The 24,038-nt window shown below is 57.8% G+C and carries 18 protein-coding genes; 6 read left to right on the top strand and 12 right to left on the bottom strand.

Annotation, left to right across the window (positions count from 1 at the left end):
* Positions 1-65 precede the first annotated feature (65 nt).
* The 5 genes from brnQ to phoB all read right to left on the bottom strand — a co-directional run bounded on the left by brnQ (position 66) and on the right by phoB (position 6,133).
* Entirely contained in the window at positions 66-1,385 is a 1,320-nt protein-coding gene (gene brnQ / locus H0S68_RS04810) for a branched-chain amino acid transport system II carrier protein (protein WP_020825453.1), read from the bottom strand.
* Positions 1,386-1,831: 446 nt separating this feature from the next.
* On the bottom strand, positions 1,832-2,938 hold the full coding sequence (locus H0S68_RS04805) for a cobalamin-independent methionine synthase II family protein (RefSeq protein WP_410529199.1): 1,107 nt from the start codon (positions 2,936-2,938) through the stop codon (positions 1,832-1,834).
* A 211-nt stretch (positions 2,939-3,149) separates the two neighbouring features.
* Complete coding sequence (locus H0S68_RS04800) at positions 3,150-4,088, bottom strand: PstS family phosphate ABC transporter substrate-binding protein (RefSeq protein WP_130016248.1); 939 nt, start codon at positions 4,086-4,088, stop codon at positions 3,150-3,152.
* A gap of 14 nt (positions 4,089-4,102) precedes the next feature.
* Positions 4,103-5,419: a phosphate regulon sensor histidine kinase PhoR gene (phoR, locus tag H0S68_RS04795; protein ID WP_020825450.1), complete on the bottom strand. Its 1,317-nt coding sequence runs from the start codon at positions 5,417-5,419 to the stop codon at positions 4,103-4,105.
* Between the two features lie 24 nt (positions 5,420-5,443).
* Positions 5,444-6,133 (bottom strand): phosphate response regulator transcription factor PhoB, encoded by a 690-nt coding sequence (gene phoB, locus H0S68_RS04790; RefSeq protein WP_020825449.1) that lies wholly within the window; start codon positions 6,131-6,133, stop codon positions 5,444-5,446.
* Between the two features lie 224 nt (positions 6,134-6,357).
* On the opposite strand from phoB, the gene sbcD reads away from it, so the two are divergent.
* The 3 genes from sbcD (at position 6,358) to licT (ending at position 11,876) form a co-directional block, all read left to right on the top strand.
* Complete coding sequence (gene sbcD / locus H0S68_RS04785) at positions 6,358-7,590, top strand: exonuclease subunit SbcD (protein ID WP_410529198.1); 1,233 nt, start codon at positions 6,358-6,360, stop codon at positions 7,588-7,590.
* Positions 7,587-10,838 carry an exonuclease subunit SbcC gene (sbcC, locus tag H0S68_RS04780; protein ID WP_410529197.1) on the top strand — a complete coding sequence of 1,084 codons (3,252 nt, stop codon included), beginning with the start codon at positions 7,587-7,589 and terminating at the stop codon, positions 10,836-10,838. Before sbcD ends, sbcC begins: the two co-directional genes overlap by 4 nt.
* 195 nt (positions 10,839-11,033) lie before the next feature.
* The gene (licT, locus tag H0S68_RS04775) at positions 11,034-11,876 is read left to right on the top strand and encodes a BglG family transcription antiterminator LicT (RefSeq protein ID WP_041415225.1); all 843 of its coding nucleotides are present in this window, start codon (positions 11,034-11,036) and stop codon (positions 11,874-11,876) included.
* A 256-nt stretch (positions 11,877-12,132) separates the two neighbouring features.
* On the opposite strand, the gene mak is transcribed toward licT, so the two are convergent.
* Positions 12,133-13,041: a fructokinase gene (mak, locus tag H0S68_RS04770; protein WP_048759636.1), complete on the bottom strand. Its 909-nt coding sequence runs from the start codon at positions 13,039-13,041 to the stop codon at positions 12,133-12,135.
* 211 nt (positions 13,042-13,252) lie between these two features.
* Between mak and H0S68_RS04765 the strand changes: the two genes are divergently transcribed.
* Entirely contained in the window at positions 13,253-13,993 is a 741-nt protein-coding gene (locus H0S68_RS04765; protein WP_046374374.1) for a response regulator, read from the top strand.
* On the opposite strand, the gene H0S68_RS04760 is transcribed toward H0S68_RS04765, so the two are convergent.
* The 6 genes from H0S68_RS04760 to H0S68_RS04735 form a co-directional block, all read right to left on the bottom strand.
* The gene (locus H0S68_RS04760) at positions 13,968-14,984 is read right to left on the bottom strand and encodes a carbohydrate kinase family protein (protein WP_170868520.1); all 1,017 of its coding nucleotides are present in this window, start codon (positions 14,982-14,984) and stop codon (positions 13,968-13,970) included. The two genes, H0S68_RS04765 and H0S68_RS04760, sit on opposite strands and share 26 nt — an antisense overlap.
* Positions 14,981-15,841: a ketose 1,6-bisphosphate aldolase gene (locus H0S68_RS04755; RefSeq protein ID WP_142815804.1), complete on the bottom strand. Its 861-nt coding sequence runs from the start codon at positions 15,839-15,841 to the stop codon at positions 14,981-14,983. Before H0S68_RS04755 ends, H0S68_RS04760 begins: the two co-directional genes overlap by 4 nt.
* An 11-nt stretch (positions 15,842-15,852) precedes the next feature.
* Positions 15,853-16,539 (bottom strand): D-lyxose/D-mannose family sugar isomerase, encoded by a 687-nt coding sequence (locus H0S68_RS04750; protein ID WP_020825440.1) that lies wholly within the window; start codon positions 16,537-16,539, stop codon positions 15,853-15,855.
* A gap of 62 nt (positions 16,540-16,601) precedes the next feature.
* Positions 16,602-17,543, bottom strand: coding sequence for an ABC transporter substrate-binding protein (locus H0S68_RS04745; RefSeq protein WP_048759639.1), 942 nt, complete (start codon positions 17,541-17,543; stop codon positions 16,602-16,604).
* 148 nt (positions 17,544-17,691) lie between these two features.
* On the bottom strand, positions 17,692-18,681 hold the full coding sequence (locus H0S68_RS04740) for an ABC transporter permease subunit (protein ID WP_044548626.1): 990 nt from the start codon (positions 18,679-18,681) through the stop codon (positions 17,692-17,694).
* A 32-nt stretch (positions 18,682-18,713) separates the two neighbouring features.
* Positions 18,714-20,234, bottom strand: a complete 1,521-nt coding sequence (locus H0S68_RS04735; protein ID WP_020825437.1) for a sugar ABC transporter ATP-binding protein — start codon at positions 20,232-20,234, stop codon at positions 18,714-18,716.
* Between the two features lie 141 nt (positions 20,235-20,375).
* Here H0S68_RS04735 and H0S68_RS04730 point away from each other — a divergent pair, with 141 nt between their 5' ends.
* Both H0S68_RS04730 and rdgC read left to right on the top strand, forming a co-directional pair.
* Positions 20,376-22,988 carry an ATP-binding protein gene (locus tag H0S68_RS04730; RefSeq protein ID WP_020825436.1) on the top strand — a complete coding sequence of 871 codons (2,613 nt, stop codon included), beginning with the start codon at positions 20,376-20,378 and terminating at the stop codon, positions 22,986-22,988.
* Between the two features lie 88 nt (positions 22,989-23,076).
* A complete protein-coding gene (rdgC, locus tag H0S68_RS04725) occupies positions 23,077-23,988 on the top strand; it encodes a recombination-associated protein RdgC (RefSeq protein WP_020825435.1) in 912 nt (303 codons plus the stop codon).
* Positions 23,989-24,038: the final 50 nt, after the last annotated feature.

The following is a 24,038-nucleotide window of genomic DNA, read 5'->3' as shown; positions in this document are numbered from 1 at the left end:
AACCCGTGTTTTTTAAACGTAAAAAAGCCACGGACAAGTCCGTGGCCCAAAATTTAGCCGGGGGATTAGGAGTGCGCGGTCACTTCGGAACGCGTACAAACCCGGTCATAAATCGCGACCAGCACCAGCATCAACAGCGAAGGCGACAACCATGCCAGACCCTGTTCTGCCAGCGGCAGGTGATTGGTCCAATCCGGCAACACTTGCTGGAAGGCGGACGCTTTCACCGCGTCAAGGATACCAAACAACAGGCTGACTAACATCACCGGCGCGATAATACGCGGCGCGCTGTTCCACCAACGCAGGGTGAAGCTCAGCACCACCAGCACGATGCACGGCGGGTAAATCGCGGTCAGCACCGGAATGGAGATCTGGATCAGATGGCTCAGGCCCAGGTTGGACACCACCATCGAGAACAGCCCCAGAATAAACACCAGCGTCTTGTAGGAGAACGGCAGATATTGGGCAAAGAACTCGGCGCAAGCGCAGGTCAGGCCAACCGCAGTCACCATACAGGCGATGAAAATCAGCGCCGCCAGGAAGAAGCTGCCCAGCCCACCGAAGGTGTTTTGCACGTAAGCATGCAGGATCACCGCGCCGTTGGTCGCGTCGGGTACCAACACGCCGCTGCCGGAGCCCAGTTTAAACAGGCTCAGATAAACCAGCGTCAGGCCCACACCGGCAATCAGCCCGGCCAGGATGGTGTAACGCGTCAGCAAACCGGCATCTTTAACGCCGCGGGAACGCGCAGCATTAACGATGACGATGCCGAATACCAGCGCGCCCAGCGTATCCATGGTCAGATAGCCGTTGACGAAGCCGGAAGAGAAAGGAACGTTCTGATAAATGTCGGTCGCCGGGATAGGCGTACCTGCCGGCCAAACCAGCGCGGCGATGCCGAGCGCGCCCAGCGCAACAATTTTCAGCGGTGCCAGTACGTGGCCCACGGTATCGAGCAGGCGGCCCGGATACAGCGAGATGCCGATCACCAACGCGAAGTACACCAGGCTGTAAATAAACAGCGGCATGGCGCCATCACCGGTCAGCGGTGCAATGCCCACTTCAAAGGAGACGGTCGCGGTACGCGGCGTGGCGAACAGCGGGCCTACGGCCAGATAGCAGACGGTAGCCAGCAACAGACCGGCGCGACGGCCAATCGGCGAGCTCAGGGCGTCAATGCCGCCACCGACGCGCGCCAGGGCGATCACGGTCATCACCGGCAGACCGACGGCGGTGATCAGAAAGCCGATAGCTGCGGTCCAGACGTGTTCACCGGACTGTAAACCGACCATCGGCGGGAAAATGATATTCCCGGCGCCGACGAATAAGGCAAAGGTCATAAAACCCAATGCGATAATATCTTTTGACGTTAAACGATGACTCATACGATGTCGTGTTGCCTGTTCAAATGAAAAAAAATGCCCGATATGGAGGTAGCGTTAAGCCCCATCCGGTTGCCGGCTTGCCATTTCATCGCGAGACCAATAAGAGCAGAAAACGCATAACGTCCGGCGTTTTGTCCTTATTCGAAAGTGACCACTCATGATGATGGGCAGAGTTTTAGGAGTTATAAATGGAGGTTTAGTCCGACAACGGAGGCTAAGTTAAACGTTTATAGCGTTGAAAGGCAAGTCGCATGACAAAAAGCAGAGCTATCGACCAGATTATCTTTCGACACCAGTCGATCATAGGGGCTATCAATAAATATACAATACATGATTTGTATCATTTTTGAGCAACGCATTCACAAAACGTGAAGAAGGTGCCTCATGACCGCGCGAAACCGCCAATAAACCACCAGTTTCCGCGCGGTCTGAACCGATTTTTTGCCCTACCAAACCTGCTCGGCAATATTCACCACGCTTTGCAGTTTATTCCACTGCTGCTGCTCACTCAGGCTGTTGCCCTCTTCAGTCGAAGCGAAACCGCACTGGGTGCTGAGGCAAAGCTGTCGACGATCGACAAACTGCGCCGCCTCTTCAAGCCTTTGTTTCACCTGCTCGGGGTTTTCCAGTTCCCCGTTTTTGGTGGTAATCAGGCCCAGCACCACCTGCTGTTTGCCCGGCTTGATAAAACGCAGCGGCTCGAAACCACCGGAACGCTCATTGTCGTATTCCAGGAAGAAAGTGTCGATATTCACCTGACCAAACAGGATCTCCGCCACAGGTTCATAGCCGCCCTCGGAGATCCAGGTGGAGCGGAAATTACCGCGGCAAACGTGCAACCCGATGATCAGATCCTCCGGCTTGTCAGCGATCGCCGCATTCAGCACATCCGCGTATATGCGCGCCAGAAGATCCGGATCCTCTCCACGTTCACGGATCTGCCGCCGTTGATCGTCAGAGCACAGGTAGGCCCACACGGTGTCATCCAGTTGCAGATAGCGGCAACCGGCATCATAAAACGCCTTGATCGCCTCGCGGTAGGTCTGCGCCAGATCGTCAAAATAGGCGTTCAGATCCGGATAAACCTGGCTGTCGATGGCCTTACGCCCACCGCGAAAGTGCAGCACGCTCGGGCTTGGAATGGTCATCTTCGGCACCGCATCACCGGCGATGGCCTTCAGAAAACGAAAGTCCTCCAGCATCGGATGCTGCGGGTTGAAGCCCAATTTGCCGACCACCTTGATACTGCGCGCCCGCGTTTGTACGCCGTTAAACTGGATCCCCTGCTCCGCGTCATAACCTTCCACGCCGTCCAGCCCTTCCAAAAAGTCGAAGTGCCACCACGCTCGACGGAACTCTCCATCCGTCACGACTGCCAAACCGAGATCTTTCTGTTTTGCCACCGCCAGACGGATCTGTTGGTCTTCAACTTCCCGTAACTGAAGGGCATCAATCTCGCCCTGCAGAAACTGTTGGCGAGCGGTTTTCAGCGCCGCAGGGCGTAACAGACTGCCGACAACGTCAGCGTGAAAGGCAGAATTGCAATCGCACATAATATGACTCCCGCTAGCCGGCAAAAGCTCGGGCCTTTGCCTCAGTGATTTACAGTGTGAACTATTACGCCGGGTTATTAAATAGACTTCCAGACGTCTAGATGACTTATAATCAGCATGCTGTCACGTCGACTGACGGGCGGCAACGGAAGAATTTTCACAGGGGATGAAAGAAATTCATGTTGGGCACTCAAGGTGCCCAGAGGCAGGCTTATTGCAGGCCCAGCGCCAGGCGGGTTTTCTGCAGAGTCTGCGGCGGCAGTGGCAGATAGCCGTCGTGATTGACCAGATTTTGCCCGGTGTCCGACAGCACGCGATCGAGAAATGCCGCCGTCAGCGGCTCCAGCGGCTGGTTGGGCGCTTTATTAATGTAAATATACAGATAGCGCGACAACGGATAGCTGCCGTTACGCACGTTGGCATCATTTGGCGTCACATAGTTTTGGCCGGTCTCCGCTAACGGTAACAGCCGTACGCCGCTGGCGCGAAAACCGATGCTGGCATAGCCGATACTGTTCAGCGAACCGGCCACCGCCTGCACGACTGAAGCCGAGCCCGGCAGCTCATTGACGCGCGGCATAAAATCGCCGCCACACAGCGCACGCAGTTTGAAATAGCCGTAGGTGCCGGAGGCCGAATTACGACCAAAACGTTGCAGCGCACGCTGTTGCCAATCACCGGTCAGCCCCAGTTCCCCCCACCTCGTCAGAGGCTGGCTCTCGCCACAGCGCAGAGTCGCGGAGAAAATTCGGTCGAGCTGCTGCAGATTAAGGCCGCGCAGCGGATTGTCCTGATGCACCAGCACCACCAGCGCATCGACCGCGACCGGTACCGCCAACGGCGCATAACCGTAACGATGCTCGAATGCAGAGACTTCCGCGGCCTTCATCGGGCGACTCATCGGGCCAAGCTGCGCTGCACCAGCCGCCAATGCGGTTGGCGCCGTGGAGGAACCGGCGGCCTGGATTTGCAGATTAACGTTGGGATAATGCTGGCTGAAGTCCTGCGCCCACAGCGCCATCAGGTTCGCCAGCGTATCGGAGCCGACGCTAGACAGGTTGCCGGACAGCATGCCATCCGGCTGTGCCAGCGCGCTTCGGCTTGCCAACAGCGCCAGGCAAAGCAACAGCCCTCGGGTGATTCGGATCATGCCAGCCTCTCGCGTTAATTTTTCACCGCATTCTCTGACAAAGCTGCGGGAACAATCAACCGGTTAGGCAAGGTAAAGATAAATCGGGTGCCGATGCCCTGCTCGCTAAGGATCTCCAGCCGCGCATCGTGGTGACTGAGCGCATGCTTGACGATCGCCAACCCCAACCCGCTGCCGCCGGTCTGGCGTGAACGGGCTTTGTCAACGCGGTAGAAGCGTTCGGTCAAACGGGGAATATGTTCGGCCGCGATACCCGGCCCATTATCACTGACCTGAAACTGCGCGCCGCTTGGCGTCTGCTGCCAGCTGACCTCAATATTGGTGCCTTTCGGCGTATGATTGACGGCGTTATACACCAGATTCGACACCGCACTGCGAAGTTGGTCATCGTTACCGAACACTTTCAACTGCTCATTCACCCGGAAGGTGATCTCGTGGTTGCCGCCGCTCAGCGATTGCGCCTCACGTTGTAACACCCGCAACATCAGGGGGATATCAACCCGCTCGTTCATTTCAACGTTAGGCGCCGCCTCGATGCGCGACAGCGTCAGCAGTTGCTTGACCAGTCCGTCCATGCGGCGAGTCTGCTCCTGCATGGTGCCCAACGCCTTACCGCGCAGCGAACCATCCAGCTCTTCGTCGCTCATCATTTCCAGGTAACCCTGCAATACCGTCAGCGGCGTGCGCAGCTCGTGGCTGACGTTAGCGAAGAAGTTGCGCCGAGCCCCTTCCAGTTGACGCATCTGGGTCACATCGCGGGCTACCATCAATAATTGCCCTTCGGAGTAAGGCATCACACGAAACTCGACGTAATGCTCGTTATTCAGTTGCAGCGTCAAAGGGCGGGAGAACTCCTGCTGTTGCAGATAGTGACTGAACTCCGGATAACGCAACAGGTTGAGAATGTGCTGGCCATTGTCTTCCGGCCAGCGGAAACCCAGCAAATGCTGCGCCAGCCCGTTGCACCAAAAGATATTGCCTTCGACGGTAGTCATCACTACCGCATCGGGCAGCGATTCCGCTCCGCTACGGAAGCGTTTGATCAACAGCGCCAGCTCACGACGCCGACGACGGTTCCGTTGCTGCATCTGATACAAGCCGTAAAACAGCGGTTCCCAGCTCCAGCGGCCAGGCGGCGGCGTCATGCTGCGGTCAACCCACAGCCAGTGGGAAAGTTTGAGTTGATTGTAGAAATTCCATACCAACGCCGCCAGCACGGAGGCCAGCAGCAGCCAGGGCAGATAACCAAAAATCAGCCCCAACAGTAAGGCAGGCAGGCAGAAAAGGGCCAGCTCCAGGGCCAGCCTCTTCCAGGATAGACGTTCTAACACGGCATATTCTCCAGCGCGGCGCGATCAGTAGCGCGTTGAGAATCGGTAGCCGGTGCCCCGAACGGTTTGAACCATTTTGTCATGACCACTGGTCTCTAACGCCTTACGGAGCCGACGGATGTGCACGTCAACGGTGCGGTCTTCCACATAAACGTTAGTGCCCCAGACGTGATTAAGCAACTGCTCACGGCTATAAACGCGTTCAGGATGGGTCATAAAGAAGTGCAACAGCTTGAACTCGGTCGGCCCCATATCCAGCGCTTGTTCGTTAGCCATCACGCGGTGTGAGGAAGGGTCCAGGCTCAGCCCTTGCATTTCAATCACTTCTTCCACCGCCATCGGTGAAATACGGCGCATTACCGCCTTGATGCGCGCCACCAGTTCCTTCGGTGAGAAGGGTTTGGTGATGTAATCATCCGCCCCGACTTCCAGGCCGCGCACCCGGTCTTCTTCTTCACCGCGCGCGGTCAACATCATCACCGGAATATCGCGGGTCAGCGCTTCACGCTTCATATGTTTAATAAACTGAATGCCGGATCCCCCGGGTAACATCCAGTCGAGCAACACTAAATCAGGGAACGGCTCAGACAGGCGCGTCACGGCGCTGTCATAATCCTCAGCTTCCAACGGTTGGTAACCATTCTGTTCCAACACAAAGCACACCATCTCACGGATCGGCGCTTCGTCTTCCACCACCAGTATGCGTCTTGCCATCGTCAATCCTGCCAATGTGTTAGCGATCACAGTTGATTGCGGGCGCCATTATGCGTCAGTTTTGTGACACTTTTATGAAAAAAGCGGGCTGTTATAGGCAGTAAGCATAGCGATTATTTCCAACGTCAAAGAAAAATCATTCAGTTGTCATAATGATTGCGTCACGACAGCCGCCGCAACGCCCTTTATAATCACCGCCATTACCCTATCGCCCCGGGAGTGTCATGCGCCTGATCCACACCTCTGACTGGCATCTTGGCCAGTACTTTTTCACCAAAAGCCGCGCCGCCGAGCATCAGGCATTTCTGCGCTGGCTGATCGAACAGATCGAACAACACCAGGTGGATGCGCTGATCGTCGCCGGGGATCTGTTCGATACCGGCTCGCCGCCAAGCTACGCCCGCGAGCTGTATAACCGCTTCGTGGTGGAACTGCAGCGTACCGGCTGCCAGTTGGTGGTGTTGGGCGGCAATCACGACTCCGTGGCCACCTTAAATGAATCGCGTGAATTACTTTCCTGCCTGAATACCACCGTGATCGCCAATGCGCAGAGCGAAATCGAACAACAGGTGCTGGTGCTGAATCAACGCGACGGCCAACCGGGTGCGGTATTGAGCGCCATTCCTTTTCTGCGCCCGCGCGATCTGCTCACCAGCCGCGCCGGTGAGTCCGGGGTGCAAAAACAGCAGGCGCTGCAAGAGTCTATCGCCGACCACTATCACACCCTGTACCAGGCCGCCTGTGCGCGCCGTGATGCCCTGGGCTTGCCGCTGCCCATCGTCGCTACCGGCCATCTGACCACCGTCGGCGTCACCACGTCCGACTCGGTGCGCGACATCTATATTGGTACGCTGGATGCCTTCCCCGCACAGGCGTTCCCGCCGGCCGATTACATCGCGCTGGGGCATATTCATCGCGCGCAAAACGTCGCCAAATCTGAACATATTCGCTATAGCGGCTCCCCTATCCCGCTCAGTTTTGACGAGTTGGGCAAGGCCAAAAGCGTGTTTATGGTGGATTTCGCGGCGGGTGCCCTGCAACAGGTCAGCGCGTTGGAGATCCCAAGCTTCCAACCGATGCAGCTCATTAAGGGAGATTTGGCGCAGATCGAGCAGCAATTACGGCTGTTCGCCGATTATCAGGGTGAATTACCGGTATGGCTGGATATCGAAGTGGCGACCCAGGATTACCTTAGCGACATTCAGCGTCGCATTCAGCTGCTGGCCGATCAACTACCAGTAGAGGTCGTGCTGCTGCGCCGCAGTAAGGAGCAGCGTCGCCAGGCCATTGAACAACAAGACAAAGAAACACTCAACGAACTAAGCGTCACCGAGGTCTTTGAGCGGCGGCTGGCGCAGGAACCCGAGATGGCCGAAGCGCGCAAACAGCGAATGAGTCAGATGTTCCAACAAGTGGTCGAAGCCGTACGGCACCAGGATCAGGAGCCGAACCAATGAAAATTCTCAGCCTGAGATTAAAAAACCTCAATTCGCTGCAAGGGGAATGGAAGATAGACTTCACCGCCGAGCCCTTCGCCAGCAACGGATTATTTGCCATCACCGGCCCTACCGGCGCGGGTAAAACCACCCTGCTGGACGCCATCTGTTTGGCACTGTACCACCAGACGCCGCGCCTGAATGTCACGCCAAGCCAAAATGAGCTGATGACCCGCCACACCGCCGAGTCGCTGGCGGAGGTCGAGTTTGAGGTTAAAGGTGTCGGTTACCGCGCGTTCTGGAGCCAGCGCCGTGCCAAAAACTCCCCGGACGGCAACCTGCAGGCGCCGAAGGTGGAGCTGGCGCTGCGCGATGACGGCAAAATCCTGGCCGATAAAGTCCGCGACAAGCTGGATCTTACCGCCGCGATCACCGGGCTGGATTTCGGTCGTTTTACCAAATCGATGATGTTGTCTCAGGGGCAGTTCGCTGCCTTCCTGAATGCCGATGCCAATGATCGGGCCGAACTGCTGGAAGAGTTGACCGGCACCGAGATTTACGGCCAGCTTTCCGAGCGCGTTTTCGAGCAGCACAAACAGGCCAAAACCGATCTGGACGCGTTGCATCAGCGCGCCAGCGGCATTGAGTTGCTGAACGAAGAACAGCGCCAACAGCTGGAAAGCCAGCTCGTGGAGCTCAGTTCGCAGGAAAATGCCCTCAGCGAACAGACCCAGCGTCAGCAACGGGCGTTAAACTGGCTACAGCAATGGCAACAGACGCAGCAGAAACAGCAGGAATACCAGCGTCAGTTGAGCGCCGTACAACAGGAGCAGGCTGAGGCAGAACCCCAGCTTCAGCAGTTGGCGCGCAGCGAGCCGGCAGAGAAACTGCGCCCACTGCTCAACGAACGCAACCGCTGCCGCAGCGATCAACAGGCGCTACAACAGCAGATTGCCCAGTTGACGCAGCAACAGGAGCAACAGCTTGCCCAGATGACCCCGTTGCAGCAGGCAGTGGAACAAGCACGTGCTCAACTGCAGGCGCATGTCGAACACCAGCAGATCCAACAACGGCTGATCGACGAGCAGATCGTCCCGCTCGACCACCAGATAACCCAGTTGCAAAAAACGCAGACAGAACTGCAACAGGCCTGCGATGCCGCCACGCAACAGTACGCTCAGCAACAAGCGGAGCTGGAACAACTTGAGGTTTTACGAGCCCGGCTCACCGCCCAGGCCGGACAGCAGCAGGAGCAGCTTAACGGCCTCACTGCCGCACTGGCAGCGCAGCAACAGCAGCAAAATGCGCTGGAAGCCCAAGCCCCCCTAACAGCGCTGCGCCAACGTCAGACCGAACTGGCCGAGCTGCGTCCGGTGCGCCAGCAATTATTTACCCTCTCCTCGCTGTTTGGCCAGGTCAGCGAACGTCTGGAACAACAACGCAAGGAGTTCACGGCCCGTCAGACCCAGCTCAGCGAGCTTGAAAAGCAGCTTGAAGAAACACGCCAGCAGTACAAACAGCAAAAAGCACATCAGACGGACGTAGAGAAAGCCCTTGAGCTGGAGCAACGCATCGTCAGCCTGGAGGCGGAACGCGCTCGCCTGCAAACCGGCGAACCTTGTCCACTGTGCGGATCTTCCGAGCATCCGGCCATCGAACAGTATCAGGCGGTAAAACCCTCTGAGACAGCACTGCGTCTGGCCGATATGCGCGTCAAAACCGAGGCTTTGTACACCCAGGGCACCGAGCTGCGCACCCGCTGCGAAAGCCTGAAAGAGCAACTGCAGCGCCAGCAACATCTTATCGGCCAAGATGAACAACAGCTGGCCGCTCATCGTCAGCAATGGCAAACCCTCAGCACGCCTCTGGCGTTTGATTTTGATCTGCAGGACACCGCTCGCCTTAGCCAGTGGTTAAGCGACTGCGACAATGAGGAGCGTCAGGCTCAGGCCAGTCTGCTGCAACACGAGCAGGCAGCCCAGGCGGTACAGCAGGCTAAAGACCGGTTGGCCGCACTGCAGACACAGCAGCAACAGGCGCAGCAAGAAAAGGCACTGCTGGACGAGCGTTTCAGCCTGCTGGAAAAAAGCCACGCCGAGGCCCAATCGCAGCAGCAACGCCTGCAGCAACAGCGTCAAGAAGCAGAGCAAGCTCTGGGCGAACAACGTACGCAGCGGCTGGCGCTGTTTGGCGAACAGCAAATCGTGCAGGTGCGAGAACAGCTGCGTGCCCGGCAGACGGCCTGCGAACAGGCTATACAACTGGCCGCAGAGCACTGGCAGAAGGCGCAGGAACAACGCGATCGTCTTGGCGGGCAACTCACCGGGTTGCAGCAACAGCTGTTGCACCTGGCCGAACGGCTGCAACAGGCGGAGCAAGATTGGCTGCAAGCGTTGTCCACCAGCGAATTCGACGACGAGGCAGAGTTCAACGCAGCGCTATTGAATGACGATCAGCGCCAACAATTGCAACGGCGCAAAGAGCAGCTGCAGCAACGGCAGGTTGAAGCCAGCGCCCTGCTGACCCAGGCCGTAGCCAATCTGGAACAGCAACGCCAACAGCGTCCGGAAGGGCTGGATGAAAGCCAGGCAGATCCCCAAACTCTGGGCCAGGATCTGGCCGCGCTGGCGCAGCAGCTCAAAACTCTGCAGCTCCGACAGGGTGAAGTGCGCAACCAGTTGGAAAGTGATGCCGCGCGCCGTCTCAATCAGCAGTCGCTGTTTGAGCAAATCAGCCAAAGTCAGCAACAGTACGACGACTGGAGCTACCTCAATCAGCTCATCGGCTCCAAAGAGGGGGATAAATTCCGTAAGTTTGCCCAAGGACTGACGCTCGATCATCTGGTGTACCTGGCCAATAACCAGTTGGGCCGGTTGCACGGCCGCTATCTGCTGCAGCGCAAAACCAGTGATGCACTGGAATTGCAGGTGGTGGACACCTGGCAGGCGGACGCACTGCGCGACACTCGAACCCTGTCCGGCGGTGAAAGCTTCCTGGTGAGCCTTGCGCTGGCGCTGGCGCTGTCCGATCTGGTCAGCCACAAGACCAGTATCGATTCGTTGTTCCTTGACGAGGGCTTCGGTACGCTGGATGCAGAAACTCTGGACACCGCACTGGACGCACTGGACAGCCTGAACGCCTCCGGCAAAACCATCGGCGTGATCAGCCACGTTGAAGCCATGAAAGATCGTATTCCAGTGCAGATTAAGGTGAAAAAGGTGAACGGCCTGGGTATCAGCCGGCTGGAGCCGCAATTCCGGCTGGAATAACGTGACCCTGAGCTCGGAAATGTGACCGTGGCGTCACTCCCCGGTCAAAAACATTGAGCCGCCGCTGACAAGGTTTATGATGCTATCGATAACAGGATTGTTACTGTAAATATACAGGCAAAACCTGACGCACGGGATCGCTCCTGGACGTCAGGTTTTTTCGTTTTCAGCATGCTGAAACATCCGGGAAAAACCATGAAGATCGCAAAAATACTTAATAATAACGTGGTGATTACACTGGACGACCGTCAGGAAGAGACGGTGGTTATGGGAAAAGGTATCGGCTTTAAAAAGAAGGCTGGCGATCTGCTGGACGAAAACCTGATCGAGAAGGTCTTCACCCTTAACGGCAGCGAAATGGCCGAGCGCTTTAAAACGCTGCTGTCGGAGATCCCCCTGGCCTGCGTGACCACGGCCGACAAAATCATCACCCTCGCCCGCCAGCGCTTGCCGGGCAAGCTGCATAACATCGTTTATATCACGCTGACCGATCACATCCACTTTGCGCTGCAGCGCCATGCCCAGGGGCTGGACATCAAAAACGTGCTGCTGTGGGAAATCAAGAAGCTCTACCCAGCCGAATTTGCCGTCGGGCTGGAGGCACTGACGCTGATCGCCGAACGGCTGGGCACCACGCTGCCGGAGGACGAAGCCGGGTTTATCGCCCTGCACCTGGTCAACGCCCAGTTGAACGATGAAATGCACAACACCCTGCATATCACTCGCGTCATGCAGGAAATCCTGAATATCGTCAAATACCATTTCCGTTTTGACTACAACGAAGAAGCCCTGAGCTATCACCGCTTTATCACTCACCTGAAGTTCTTCGCCCAGCGTCTGCTGGGTAAAAACTACGTCGACAGCGATGACGACTCACTCTATCTGGTGGTGAAAGAAAAGTACCCTGACTCCTTTGCCTGCGCAGGCAAGATCAATCAGCACATCGAAAAAAACTATCAGCATCAACTCACGCGGGAAGAGATGATGTTTCTGACCATTCATATCGAACGGGTGCGCAGCGAAAGCGAGGCAAGATAGGTTTAGCAACGGGCGTCAAACACCCGAATGCCGTACGGCGGAAACCAGCGTCAACCCTTCGGCCTGTGCCTGGGCGAGCAGCATGCGATCGAAATCTCCCAAATGCTGGCCGCGCTGACAAACACCACAGCAGCGCATGGGTATCCAGCAGCAGACGCCTCATTCATCAGCTAAGTTAGCTAAAGCATAGAGCGCATCTGGTTTTTATAAGGTGAATGGATTAAAGCGCGAGCAGGCCCGCGCTTTTTTGCAACGGTTACACTTGCGGCCACAGCCAGGCTGCACCGCGTACGCCGCTAGAGTCACCGTGAACGGCTTTACGGATCGGGGTTTCACACTCGCCACCGAAAACCCAGGATTTCACCAACTGCGGCACACGCTGATAAAGACGGTCCACATTGCTCATACCGCCGCCCAACACCACCACGTCCGGATCAAAAATATTGATCACGTGCGCCAGCGATTTGGCCAACCGCAGCTCATAGCGGCTAATGGCTTGCTCCGCCAGGGTATCTCCCTGCGCCACCAGCGCCATGATCTCATGCCCCTTTAGCGGATTACCGCTCAGGCGCGCATAATCGGTGGCAAAGCCGGTGCCGGAGATAAAGGTCTCGATACAGCCCTGCTTGCCACAGTAGCAGGGAACCTCTGCACGAAAACGCAGTTCGTCATCGTCCAGCCACGGCAGCGGGTTATGCCCCCATTCGCCAGAGATGCCGTTACCGCCCGAATGCGCCTGGCCGTTGATCGCCACCCCTGCGCCGCAGCCGGTGCCAATAATCACCGCAAACACCGTTTGTTTGCCGGCGGCCGCGCCGTCGGTAGCCTCCGAAACCGCCAGGCAGTTGGCGTCGTTGGCGATACGGACTTCACGCGCCAGCATCGCCGACAGGTCTTTGTCCAGAGGCTGGCCGTTGAGCCACACCGAGTTGGCGTTTTTTACCAAGCCGGTATAAGGCGACAGCGTACCGGGAATGCCTACCCCGACCGATCCCTGCTGCCCAGTATTTTCTTCCGCCAGTTTCACCAGACCGGTGATGGCCTCCAGCGTTTGCTGATAGTCATGGCGCGGCGTGGCAATACGATGGCGGAACAGTTCCCGTCCGTCGTTGGCCAACGCGATCACTTCAATTTTGGTGCCACCCAGGTCGATACCAATGCGCACGATTTTTCTCCTCAATGCACAACAACGTTGCTACAGCCTAATGTAACCGGCTTTCGGGATCACCCCATTAACGCCGAGTGTGACGGCGATGGCAATTTCCGCATCAGAACCGCACCGGCTGCCGCTTATTAATTAGCCATCGGGTACACTGGATTTTATCAGTTAACCTATTGATAACATTTTTACGCATCATAAAATTCGGAGAGCAGCGATGAAACCTGCCATATTGATCGTCGACGACGATCCCGCTATCTGTGATCTGCTTTGTGACGTGCTCAATGAGCACGTGTTTACCGTACATGCCTGCCACCGGGGCAGCGAGGCGCTGACGCTACTCAGCCAGCAGCCGGATATTGCGCTGGTGCTGCTGGATCTGATCCTGCCGGACACCAACGGCCTGCTGGTGTTGCAACAGATCCACCGCCTGCGTCCGGATCTGCCGGTGGTGATGCTGACCGGTCTCGGCGCCGAGTCCGACGTGGTGGTCGGCCTGGAAATGGGCGCCGACGATTATATCGCCAAACCCTTTAATCCACGCGTAGTGGTCGCTCGCGCCAAGGCGGTTTTGCGCCGTACCGGTGCGCTGGCGTTGGAACCTGCCGCTGTCGGCCAGACCAGAGCGGAAGGCTGGCAGTTCAACGGCTGGTGTCTGGACACCAACCGCTGCACGCTGCACAACCCTCAGCGCCAGGCTGTCGATCTGACTCAGGGCGAATACGGCTTGTTGCTGGCGCTGGTACAACATGCGCGTAAAGTACTGACCCGCGATCGCCTGCTGGAGCTGACCCACGGCGAAACGCTGGAGGTCTTCGATCGCACTATCGACGTGCTGATCATGCGGCTGCGCCGCAAGATCGAAATCAATCCGCATCAGCCCGAACTGATCCGCACCATTCGCGGGCTGGGTTACGTCTTTGCCGCCGACGTCAGCCAGCCGGTGGCTGCCGCCTGATAAAATCCTGCAGCTCCGGCAGCGGCCGAGCACCGTCGACAGCATTGGCGCACAGCAGATTGAAACGCGCACAGGCATGCGCCAGCTGCAGTGTCTCCACCAAAGGCCAGTCTTCATGGCTGGCATACAGCACGCCGGCGCAGAACGCATCACCGGCACCGACGCTGCCGACGATTTCAGTTTCCCTCACCTGCCACGAGGGTTGCCAACGCGCTTCGCCACCGCTCTCCAGCCCGTAGGCCCCTTCCGGGCAATGGATCACCACCCGCCGCCGCACACCGGCCTGCAATAATTGTTCTGCGGCCTGCGCCATCAGTGACTGCTGTAACGAGCCATTAGCCGTACGCAGCGCCAGTCCGGTAAATTCACCGGCTTCCAGCTCGTTGATCACCAGATAGTCCAGCCAGCGCAGCGCCGGCAACACCAAAGGCCGATAGCGTGGATCGCCCTGGCGCGACACCAGATCCAACGAAGTCTGGTAACCGCGCTGCTGCATTTGCGCCAGCAGGCGTGCGCTACGGGTGCCGAATTCCTCATCCGGACAATCCAGGCTGTCGAGCAACAGCAGATAGCCCAGGTGGAAAATTTTATGATTGCTGTGCAGCGCGTCAAAATCGCCGAGGTCCAACAACCGATTCGCGCCCGGCGCATGGAAAAAGGTCCGCTGTCCACCCGGCTCGGTCATAACCTGCGACATCGAGGTCATCGCCGTTTCGCTGCGACGCACCCGGCCGCTGTCGACTTGGTACTGCGCCAGCATTTGCAAAATATAGTCACCATCGGCATCGCAGCCGATCAGCCCCAGCGCCGCCAGCGGCAACCCGGTTTCCATGCGCGCCAGCGTCAGCAATACATTAAGCGGCGCACCGCCGGTAGCACGCTGGCTATGTTCAATCTCCACCAGCCAGCCCGGCTGAGGCCAGTGCGCAATTTGATGGACATGATCCACCAGCATGTTCCCGGCAGAAACAATGCCACGCCGGCTCATCACAACCGCCCGGCGCTGCCGAAAATATGCATCTGCTGCTGCACCACTTCGCTGATCGAGCGCTCCACCGCCAACAGCACTTCGGCAAACTCATCATAAATCGCGTGACGCTGCGTCATCCGCTGTTCAATCGCCCCCAGCGCCGCTTGCGACATGCCGGTATAGAAGTTGATTTTGTGAATGCCCAGGCCGATGGCCCGCTTGAAGTCTGCATCACTGATGCCGGAACCGCCGTGCAGCACCAAAGGAATGCCTGCCTGCTGCTGGATAGCCGCCAGACGTGCGAAATCGAGCTTAGGTTCGCCCTTGTATTTACCGTGCGCGTTGCCGATCGCCACCGCCAGTGCATCGATGTCGGTCAATTCGACAAACTCGCGCGCCCGCTGTGGGTCGGTAAATTTATTGCTGTCGGCCTCGCCATACAGAGCACCGCCTTCGTCACCGCCGACGGCACCCAATTCGGCCTCCACCGAGACGCCCACCGCATGACACATGCGCACCACTTCCTGCGTTTGACGCACATTTTCTTCATAACTCAGGCCGGAACCGTCAAACATTACCGAGCTGAATCCGAGACGCAATGCCTGCACCACCGCCTCAAAATGCAGACCGTGATCGAGGTTCAACACCACCGGAATGTCGTGCTGCGCCGCCTCACTTTTGATCGCCGCGACTAAAGACTCCAGCGACACGTACTTAAAGTGGACTTCGGCAATATTGATGATAAAGGGCGATCGCGCGGCCTGCGCCGCGGCAAACAACGCGCGCAGAAAATGGCTGTCGAGCACGTTGAACGCACCCAGCGCATAGCCGTGTTGACGCGCGTGCGCTAACCCCTGTGCCAGTGAAATCAATGCCATGGTGCATCTCCTTAATCAATAAAGCGCAAGTATTCGTTACACAGCAACCACTGGGGCGGCTGATCCTCTTCGATTTGGCTAAAGCGGCTGAGCGGCGTCAGGAAACGGTTATCGTTGTCGTCGTCATTCACCGTCGAAACCTCACCCACCAACACGTCGCCGAAACCTTCCTCGCCCCAAAAGCTGTGATAGATGCCCGGCGTCAGGCAGATGCTTTCCCCCGGCGCCAGCCGCAGGCGTGAACCGGCGGCGTGAGTCTGTCGGCAACCGTCCAGGGTCACGCTCACCGGGCTGTCGGCCAGCCCTTCCTGCGGATCGGCGTTATGCAGCTCGACGATCAGGTTGCCACCACCGCGATTGATGATGTCTTCCCGCTTGCGCCAGTGGAAATGCATCGGCGTCACCTGTGCTTCGCGGCAATGCATGATTTTCTCCGCATAGCATTTGGCATAAGGTTGACCGCCGGGCGAACCGTTTCGCAACGTGAACAGCGTCAGCCCCTTGTGAGCAAAATCCTCGCCGCCGAACGCCGTGACGTCCCAACCCAGCTTCAGGTCGAATACCTCCTGCCACGGCTGACGATCGAGCTGACGCCAGACGGTTGGGCTAAAGTGCGCAAAGGGCGGCAGATGGACGTCGAAGCGGGCAAAAAAATGCTGGGTTTGTTGCAGAATCTGGTTCACGGCGGAACGGTTCATATCGCCTCCGAAAGTGGGGATGAAATGAGGGGCCTGGCGTAGCAGACCCCGCCGATAGCAGGTTATTTCACCGTCCAGCCTTTGTAGCTGCCGATATTGTTTTTATCGATCATGGTGACCGGGATCAGCACCGGCCCGGTTGGTGCGGGTTTACCCTGCAGAATTTCGTAACCGATCTCGACCGCCTTGGCCGCCATCACCTGCGGATCCTGTGCAGGGGTTGCCACAAACAGCGAGTTGCCGCGCTTGAGCGCCTCTTCGCCATCCGGCGATCCGTCTACGCCAACGATGAAGAACTCGCTGCGCTGCGCCTGCTTGGCGGCCAGATCGGCGCCGATCGCCGTAGGATCGTTAATCGCGAATACGCCGTCGATCTTCGGATTGGCCGCCAACAGCGCGGTCATGATCTCCAGTCCGCCTTCGCGGCTGCCCTTGGCGTTCTGGTTATAGGACAGCAGCTTGATCTCCGGGTGTTTCTTCAGTTCGGTCATGCAGCCTTCTACCCGGTTCTGTACCGCGGACACCGGTGGGCCGTTGATGATCACCACGTTGCCTTTCTCTTTCAGGCGATCGCTGATGTATTTACAGGCCATGGCGCCGGCCTGGGTGTTGTCCGAGGTGATGGTGGCATCGGCACCTTCGGCCGCTACGTCAACCGCCACCACCACGATGCCGGCGTCTTTGGCGCGTTTCACCGCCGGGCCGATACCCTTGGAATCTGCGGCGTTCAGGATGATCATATCGACCTTGGCGGCGATAAAGTTATCGATCTGCGCCACCTGTTGACCGAGATCGTAACCACTCGACACCAGCGTCACGTTAACCTTGTCACCGGCCAGTTCGCGCGCTTTCAGTTCCGCACCTTTGGTGATCTGCACAAAGAACGGGTTGGCCAGATCGCCCACCGTCACCCCTATCGATTTCAACTCTTTCGCCTGCACCAACGAAGCACTGCCGAGCGCGGCGGTAACCAGCAAAGCGGTAATCAATGGTTTGAAACGCATAGTGTTTTCCTCATTATTTTCTGAGATACGAAAAACCTGCCCCGGTGGGCGCCAACCAACCTTTCTTTCTCACTCAACCTTGCCCTATGGATTTCCAGTGGCAGCGAGTGCAAGTCACAACGCTGCGGCTTGAAAGAGGACGGGTAGATCAGTGTTGATAATTGCGAGTGCGGTACTTGTCGATTAACACCGCGATGATGATCACCGCCCCTTTGATCACCAACTGCCAAAAATAAGAAACGCCCATTAACGTCATGCCGTTGTTCAGGGTGGCGATAATCAACGCCCCTACCAGCGTGCCGGTAATGGTACCGATGCCGCCGACGAAGCTGGTGCCGCCAAGAATGACTGCGGCGATCGCATCCAGCTCATAGCCCATACCGAGGTTGCCGTTGGCGCTGTAAAGCCGGGAGGCGCTCATCACCCCACCCAACCCGGACAGCAGGCCGCTCATGCCATAGACGAACAGCAGCACGGCACCGACCTTGATCCCGGTCAGGCGCGCCGCCTGCATGTTGCCGCCTACCGCGTAGATATGAACCCCCAGCGTGGTACGGCGCAGAATGAACCAGCACACGGCAATCACCGCAAAGGCAATAATCACCAACCAGGGGATAGGCCCCAGGTAGGCGTTGCCGATCCATTCAAAACTGATATTGGAATTGATGATGGTGGTGCCGTCCGCCAGCAGGTAAGCGGCACCGCGCAGTGCGGTGTAGGTACCGAGGGTGACGATAAACGGCGGCAGGCCAGCGTAGGCCACCAGAAAACCATTAAACAGCCCCATGCCCAAACCGGCCAACAGCGCCAGCGGGATCGACATTCCAGCCATGCCAGGCATCAGTGACACCGCCATCGCTACCACCGCGGTGGTGCCCAGCATCGAACCGACCGAAAGATCGATGCCGCCGGTCAGGATGATAAAGGTCATGCCCGCCGCCAACACGATGTTGATCGACGCCTGCCGGGCGATATTCAGCAGATTGGCATCGGTAAAGAAATTCGGGGCAACAAAGCCGAAAACCGCGACGATCAGGATCAATATCGGCAAGATACCGACGGTTTGCATCATATCGCCCAACAGTGCCCGTTTCAGCGTCGGATTTTTTGCGCCTGGCGGCAATGGATTCGAAGTCATGGTCGGCTCCTTGAGCGTAGGGATGGAATTATTCATGCGGTAGTCGCCTGCGGTTGGGTGGTGTCAACGCCGGTGGCCAGCGTCATGATGTTTTCCTGGCTGATCTCACCGCCGCCCAGTTCCCCGACAATGCTGCCTTCGTGCATCACGTAAACCCGGTCGCTCATGCCGACCACCTCAGGCAATTCACTGGAAATCATCAGGATCGCCACGCCCTGCTGTGCCATCTGGCTCATGATGCGATAGATCTCGCTCTTGGCCCCCACGTCCACACCGCGTGTCGGTTCATCGAGGATCAGGATCCGTGGGCCAATGGCTACCCAGCGTGAAATCAGCAGCTTTTGCTGATTACCGCCGGACAGGCCGCCGGCCCGCACCTGAGCATGTGGCACGCGGATATTCAGCAGGCCGATAGCGTCACTGGAAATACGCTGCGCCTTGCGGCGATTGAGCAGGCCATAGCGACCGTCACGTTCCAGCGTCGCCATCACGATGTTTTCATGCGCGGCCAGATCGAGAAACAACCCCTGCTCCTTGCGGTTTTCGGTGAGAAAGCCGATGCCCAGAGCAATGGCATCGCGCGGCGAGTGGATACTGGCCGGCTTGCCGTCGACTTCCACCGTACCGCCACTGGACTTGCGCACGCCGAAAATCAGCTGCGCCAGTTCGGAACGACCGGCGCCCACCAGCCCGGCAAGGCCGACAATTTCACCGGCGCGGACCTGAAGGCTGACCGGCTTCACCTTTTTGCCGTCAGTCAGGCCGTGCAGCGTCAGGCGAGGTTCCCCCACCGGGATGCCCTGTTCCTTATTGAACAAGTCGCTCAGCGGGCGGCCCACCATCATGCGCACCAACTCGCTGGCGGACAGCTTGTCGCGCATCAGGCTGCCAACATACTGACCGTCGCGCAGCACGCTGACGCGATCCGACAGCTCGTACACCTCCGCCATGCGGTGGCTGATATAAATGATTGCCATGCCTTCATCGCGCAGCCGTTTGATCAGCTCGAACAGTCGATGCGTTTCGCGTGAAGAAAGCGCCGCTGTAGGTTCGTCCATCACCAGAATGCGGCTGTTACGGTGCAGCGCACGCGCGATTTCCACCTGTTGCTGCTCGGCGATGGTTAATTTCATCACGCGATCGCCGGCGCTGAACTGCGCCCCCAAACGATCGATCACCTTCTGCGCTTCCAGCAACATCTGCCCGCGCTTCACCAGGCCGCCACGCTGGATCTCGCTGCCCAGAAAAATGTTTTCCGCCACCGTCAGATTCGGAGCCAAGTTCATTTCCTGGTAAATCAGCGTGATGCCTGCCGCCAGGGCATCTTTTGGCCCCTTGATGGCGAACGGCTGCCCATCGATAAAAATTTCCCCGCTGCTGGCGATATAAGCGCCGGCCAATATTTTCATTAAGGTACTTTTACCCGCGCCGTTTTCACCCATTAGCGCGTGGATCTCACCGCGATACACCGTCAGGTTGACGCCTTTCAGCGCATAGAACTGACCAAAACTCTTGGCGATGTTGTGCATTTCCAGAATCGGGGTCGCGCTCATCGTCATACCTCAGGTTGCGGTTCGGATGGCATGCAGTTAACCACGCATAAATAAATGCAAAATGTCAGCGCCCGTTCATCTTTGTCATATTGTTAATGGGACGGGGATTTATACTGTGAACAGTCAGTTACGGGGGATTCGATGCGCAGACTGCCTTTCCTTGCCGGCGCGCGTGGGCGCCTGTTGATGTTCAATCTGCTGGTGGTGGCGGTGACGCTGATGGTCAGCGGCGTGGCGATCTTCGGTTTCTACCATGCGGGCAAGCTGCAGGAACAGATGCAGGCGCAAACCCTGGCAGAAATGAACGGCAGCATGGCGCTGAGCCGGGATACCTCCAACGTGGCGACCGCGGCTATTCGGCTCTCGCAAGTGGTGGGTGCGCTGGAATACCAGAGCGAATCCGCCCGGCTTAAGCAAACGCAACTGGTGCTGCAAACCTCGCTCAGCCGGCTGGCCGACGCCCCGTTGGCCCACAGCGAACCGGCGCTGGTCAAGCGCATCATCAGCCGCAGCAACGCGCTGGAAAGCAGCGTAACGCGCATGCTGGATCTGGGACACCAACGGCATCTGCAGCGCAATATCCTGCTCAGCGGGCTGTATCAGTCGCAGAGCACGCTGCGGCATATCGCCACCCTCAATCAGCGCAATAACCTCAACCAGCCCTCGCAGCCGCTGCTTAGCCAGATCGACCGCTTGCTGGCGATCGCCATACAGACCCCTACTCCCAAGGCCGCAGCCCAGCAGCTCGACAACGTTATGGCCTACTGGCCGCAACACAGCCCGGATGTCTTGGTAGACGAGAAAATGCGGCAGTTTCGGCTCAGCGAACAGCGCCTGCTGCCCGAAACGCTGGAGCTGGAGCAAAGCGACCTGGCCCTAGCCTATTACACCTACCATATCAAAGCGTTAGTCGCGATGCTCAACGACGATATCAACCTTTACGTGCAAAAGGTGGCCAACGAGTCGGAGCTGCGCACCCACCAGACCCATCATGAGCTCAGTTCCATAAGCTGGTTTATCGGCCTGTTCGCGTTGCTGGCACTGGTGATTACCGGCTTCGCCGGACTGTATATCTACCGTAATCTCGGCTCCAACCTGACGGCGATCGCCGGTGCCATGACGAGGCTGGCGCGCGGCGAACGTGACGTTAGCGTACCGGCGCTGCAACGCCGCGACGAACTGGGCGAGCTGGCTCGGGCATTTAACGTCTTTGCCCGTAACACCGCCTCGCTGGAGCAGACCTCCCGTCTGCTGAAAGAAAAAAGCACCCAGTTGGAAACCACCTTTCTGGCGATGCGCGACGGTTTTGCGCTGTTTGATAACGACGGTCAACTGGTGGTGTGGAACCCGCAATACCCCTTGCTGCTGGGGCTCAACGAACACCAGCTGCACCGCGGTTTGCACTACCGCGAGCTACTGCAACAGGTTACGCCACCGGCGGGTCAACGTTGGGAAGCGGTGCTGGCCAACCTGTCTAGCGAACTGCCACAGCCGCAGGAACTGCGCCTGAGCGATGGTCGTACCGTAGAGCTACGCTTCAGTCCGGTACCGAACCGTGGCGTAGTCAACGTGGTGCTGGAACGCACCGAGCGCAAAGCGCTGGAAGAAGCGCTGCTGCACAGCCAGAAAATGAAGGCGGTCGGCCAGCTCACCGGCGGCCTGGCGCATGATTTCAACAACCTGCTGGCGGTGATTATCGGCAGCCTGGAACTGACCACTCAACAAACGCAGGACGCACAGACCGAACAGCGCATTATTCGGGCACTGAAGGCCGCCGAACGCGGCGCACAGCTTACCCAGCGGCTGCTGGCCTTTTCCCGAAAACAGGCGCTGCACCCGCAGGCCATCACGCTGCAATCGCTGGTGGAAAATTTGCAGGAGCTGTTGCGCCATTCACTGCCCAGCACGCTCTCACTGAGCATCGAGGCACAGCGTCCTGGCTGGCCTGCCTGGATCGATGCCAATCAGTTGGAGAACGCGCTCATCAACCTGGTGGTCAACGCGCGGGATGCGATGGAAGGCCGCAGCGGCGTGGTGAATATTCGCATCTACAACCAACGGGTGGTGCGCAGCGGCGGCAAAAAGCAGGACATGGTGGCGCTGGAAGTGATTGATACCGGCTGCGGCATGTCGGAAGAGGTGAAAGCTCAGGTGTTCGAACCCTTCTTCACCACCAAGGCGGTAGGCAGCGGCAGTGGCCTGGGGCTGTCGATGGTTTACGGCTTTGTCCGCCAGTCCGGTGGACGGGTACAGATTGAAACCGCGCCGGGCAAAGGCACGTTGGTGCGCCTGCAGCTCCCGCGAGCGCCTACGGCGGCGATAGAGGAAGTTCCCGCCCCGCAGCTCGAAGAATGCAAGAACACGGATAATCTGGTGCTGGTACTGGAAGATGAAAATGACGTTCGCCATACGCTGTGCGAACACTTGCACCAGCTCGGCTACCTGACGCTGGACAGCGCGGACAGTCAGGAAGCTTTGGCGCTGCTGCGCCAGACGCCGGATATAGACATACTGATCAGCGACCTGATGCTGCCGGGCGAACTGGACGGCGTGCAGGTGATTGGGCTGGCGCGAGAGATTAACCCACAGCTTACCGCCCTGCTGATCAGCGGCCAGGACATCCGCCGTCAGCACGAAGAAAATCTGCCAAACGTTGAACTGCTGCGTAAGCCTTTCAGCCAGCGGCAACTGGCGTTGGCGCTGCAACGAGCACGACGTTCAAACGCGGACGGCGACGCAATTCGGAGGGAATGAGGCGATTTTTCGCCTCTGATTCGTTATTATGCCGCCCTGCTTTTGATGAATAAGCGTGCCAGGCGCACGCCCAGCCAGGGATAACATTATGCTGTGGTTTAAGAATTTGATGGTTTACCGTTTGAGCCGCGAAGTTGCGCTAAACGCGGATGAAATGGAAAAACAGCTCAGCGCTTTTGCTTTCACCCCGTGCGGCAGCCAGGACATGGCGAAAACCGGCTGGGTCTCCCCGATGGGCTCCCACAGCGACGCATTGACGCATGCGGTTAACGGCCAGATCGTCATCTGCGCACGTAAGGAAGAAAAAATCCTGCCGTCGCCGGTCATCAAGCAAGAGCTGCAGGCCAAAATTGAACGCCTCGAAGGCGAACAGCACCGTAAACTGAAGAAAACCGAAAAAGACGCGCTGAAAGACGAAGTGCTGCACAGCCTGCTGCCGCGCGCCTTTAGCCGTTTTAACCAAACCTTTATGTGGATCGACACCGTTAACGATCTGATCATGGTTGACGCCGCCAGCGCCAAGCGCGCGGAAGATACCCTGGCGCTGCTGCGCAAAAGCCTGGGCTCTCTGCCGGTAGTGCCATTGACCATGGAAAGCCCGATCGAGCTGACGCTGACCGAATGGGTGCGTTCAGGTGAACTGCCGGCCGGCTTTATTATTCAGGACGAGGCGGAACTGAAAGCGATTCTGGAAGACGGCGGCGTGATCCGCTGCAAGAAGCAGAACCTGATCAGCGATGAAATTGCGGTACATATTGAAGCCGGCAAACTGGTAACCAAGCTGGCAGTGGACTGGCAAGAGCGCATTCAGCTGGTGCTGGCGGATGACGGCTCGTTGAAGCGTCTGAAGTTCGCCGATACGCTGCGTGAGCAGAATGACGATATCGATCGTGACGACTTCGCCCAGCGTTTTGATGCCGATTTCATCCTGATGACCAGCGAATTGGCGGCGTTAATCAAAAACACCATCGAAGCTCTGGGTGGTGAAGCCCAGCGTTAAGTACACAAAGGCGCAAATCGCTGCGCCTTTGTTCCACATGAGTAGCTTCG

It is taken from the genome of Serratia sp. AXJ-M (assembly GCF_046531865.1).
Lineage (GTDB): Bacteria > Pseudomonadota > Gammaproteobacteria > Enterobacterales > Enterobacteriaceae > Serratia > Serratia liquefaciens.
Note: the sequence above shows the minus strand (reverse complement) of the source record. Positions and strands in the feature narration are given on the sequence as shown.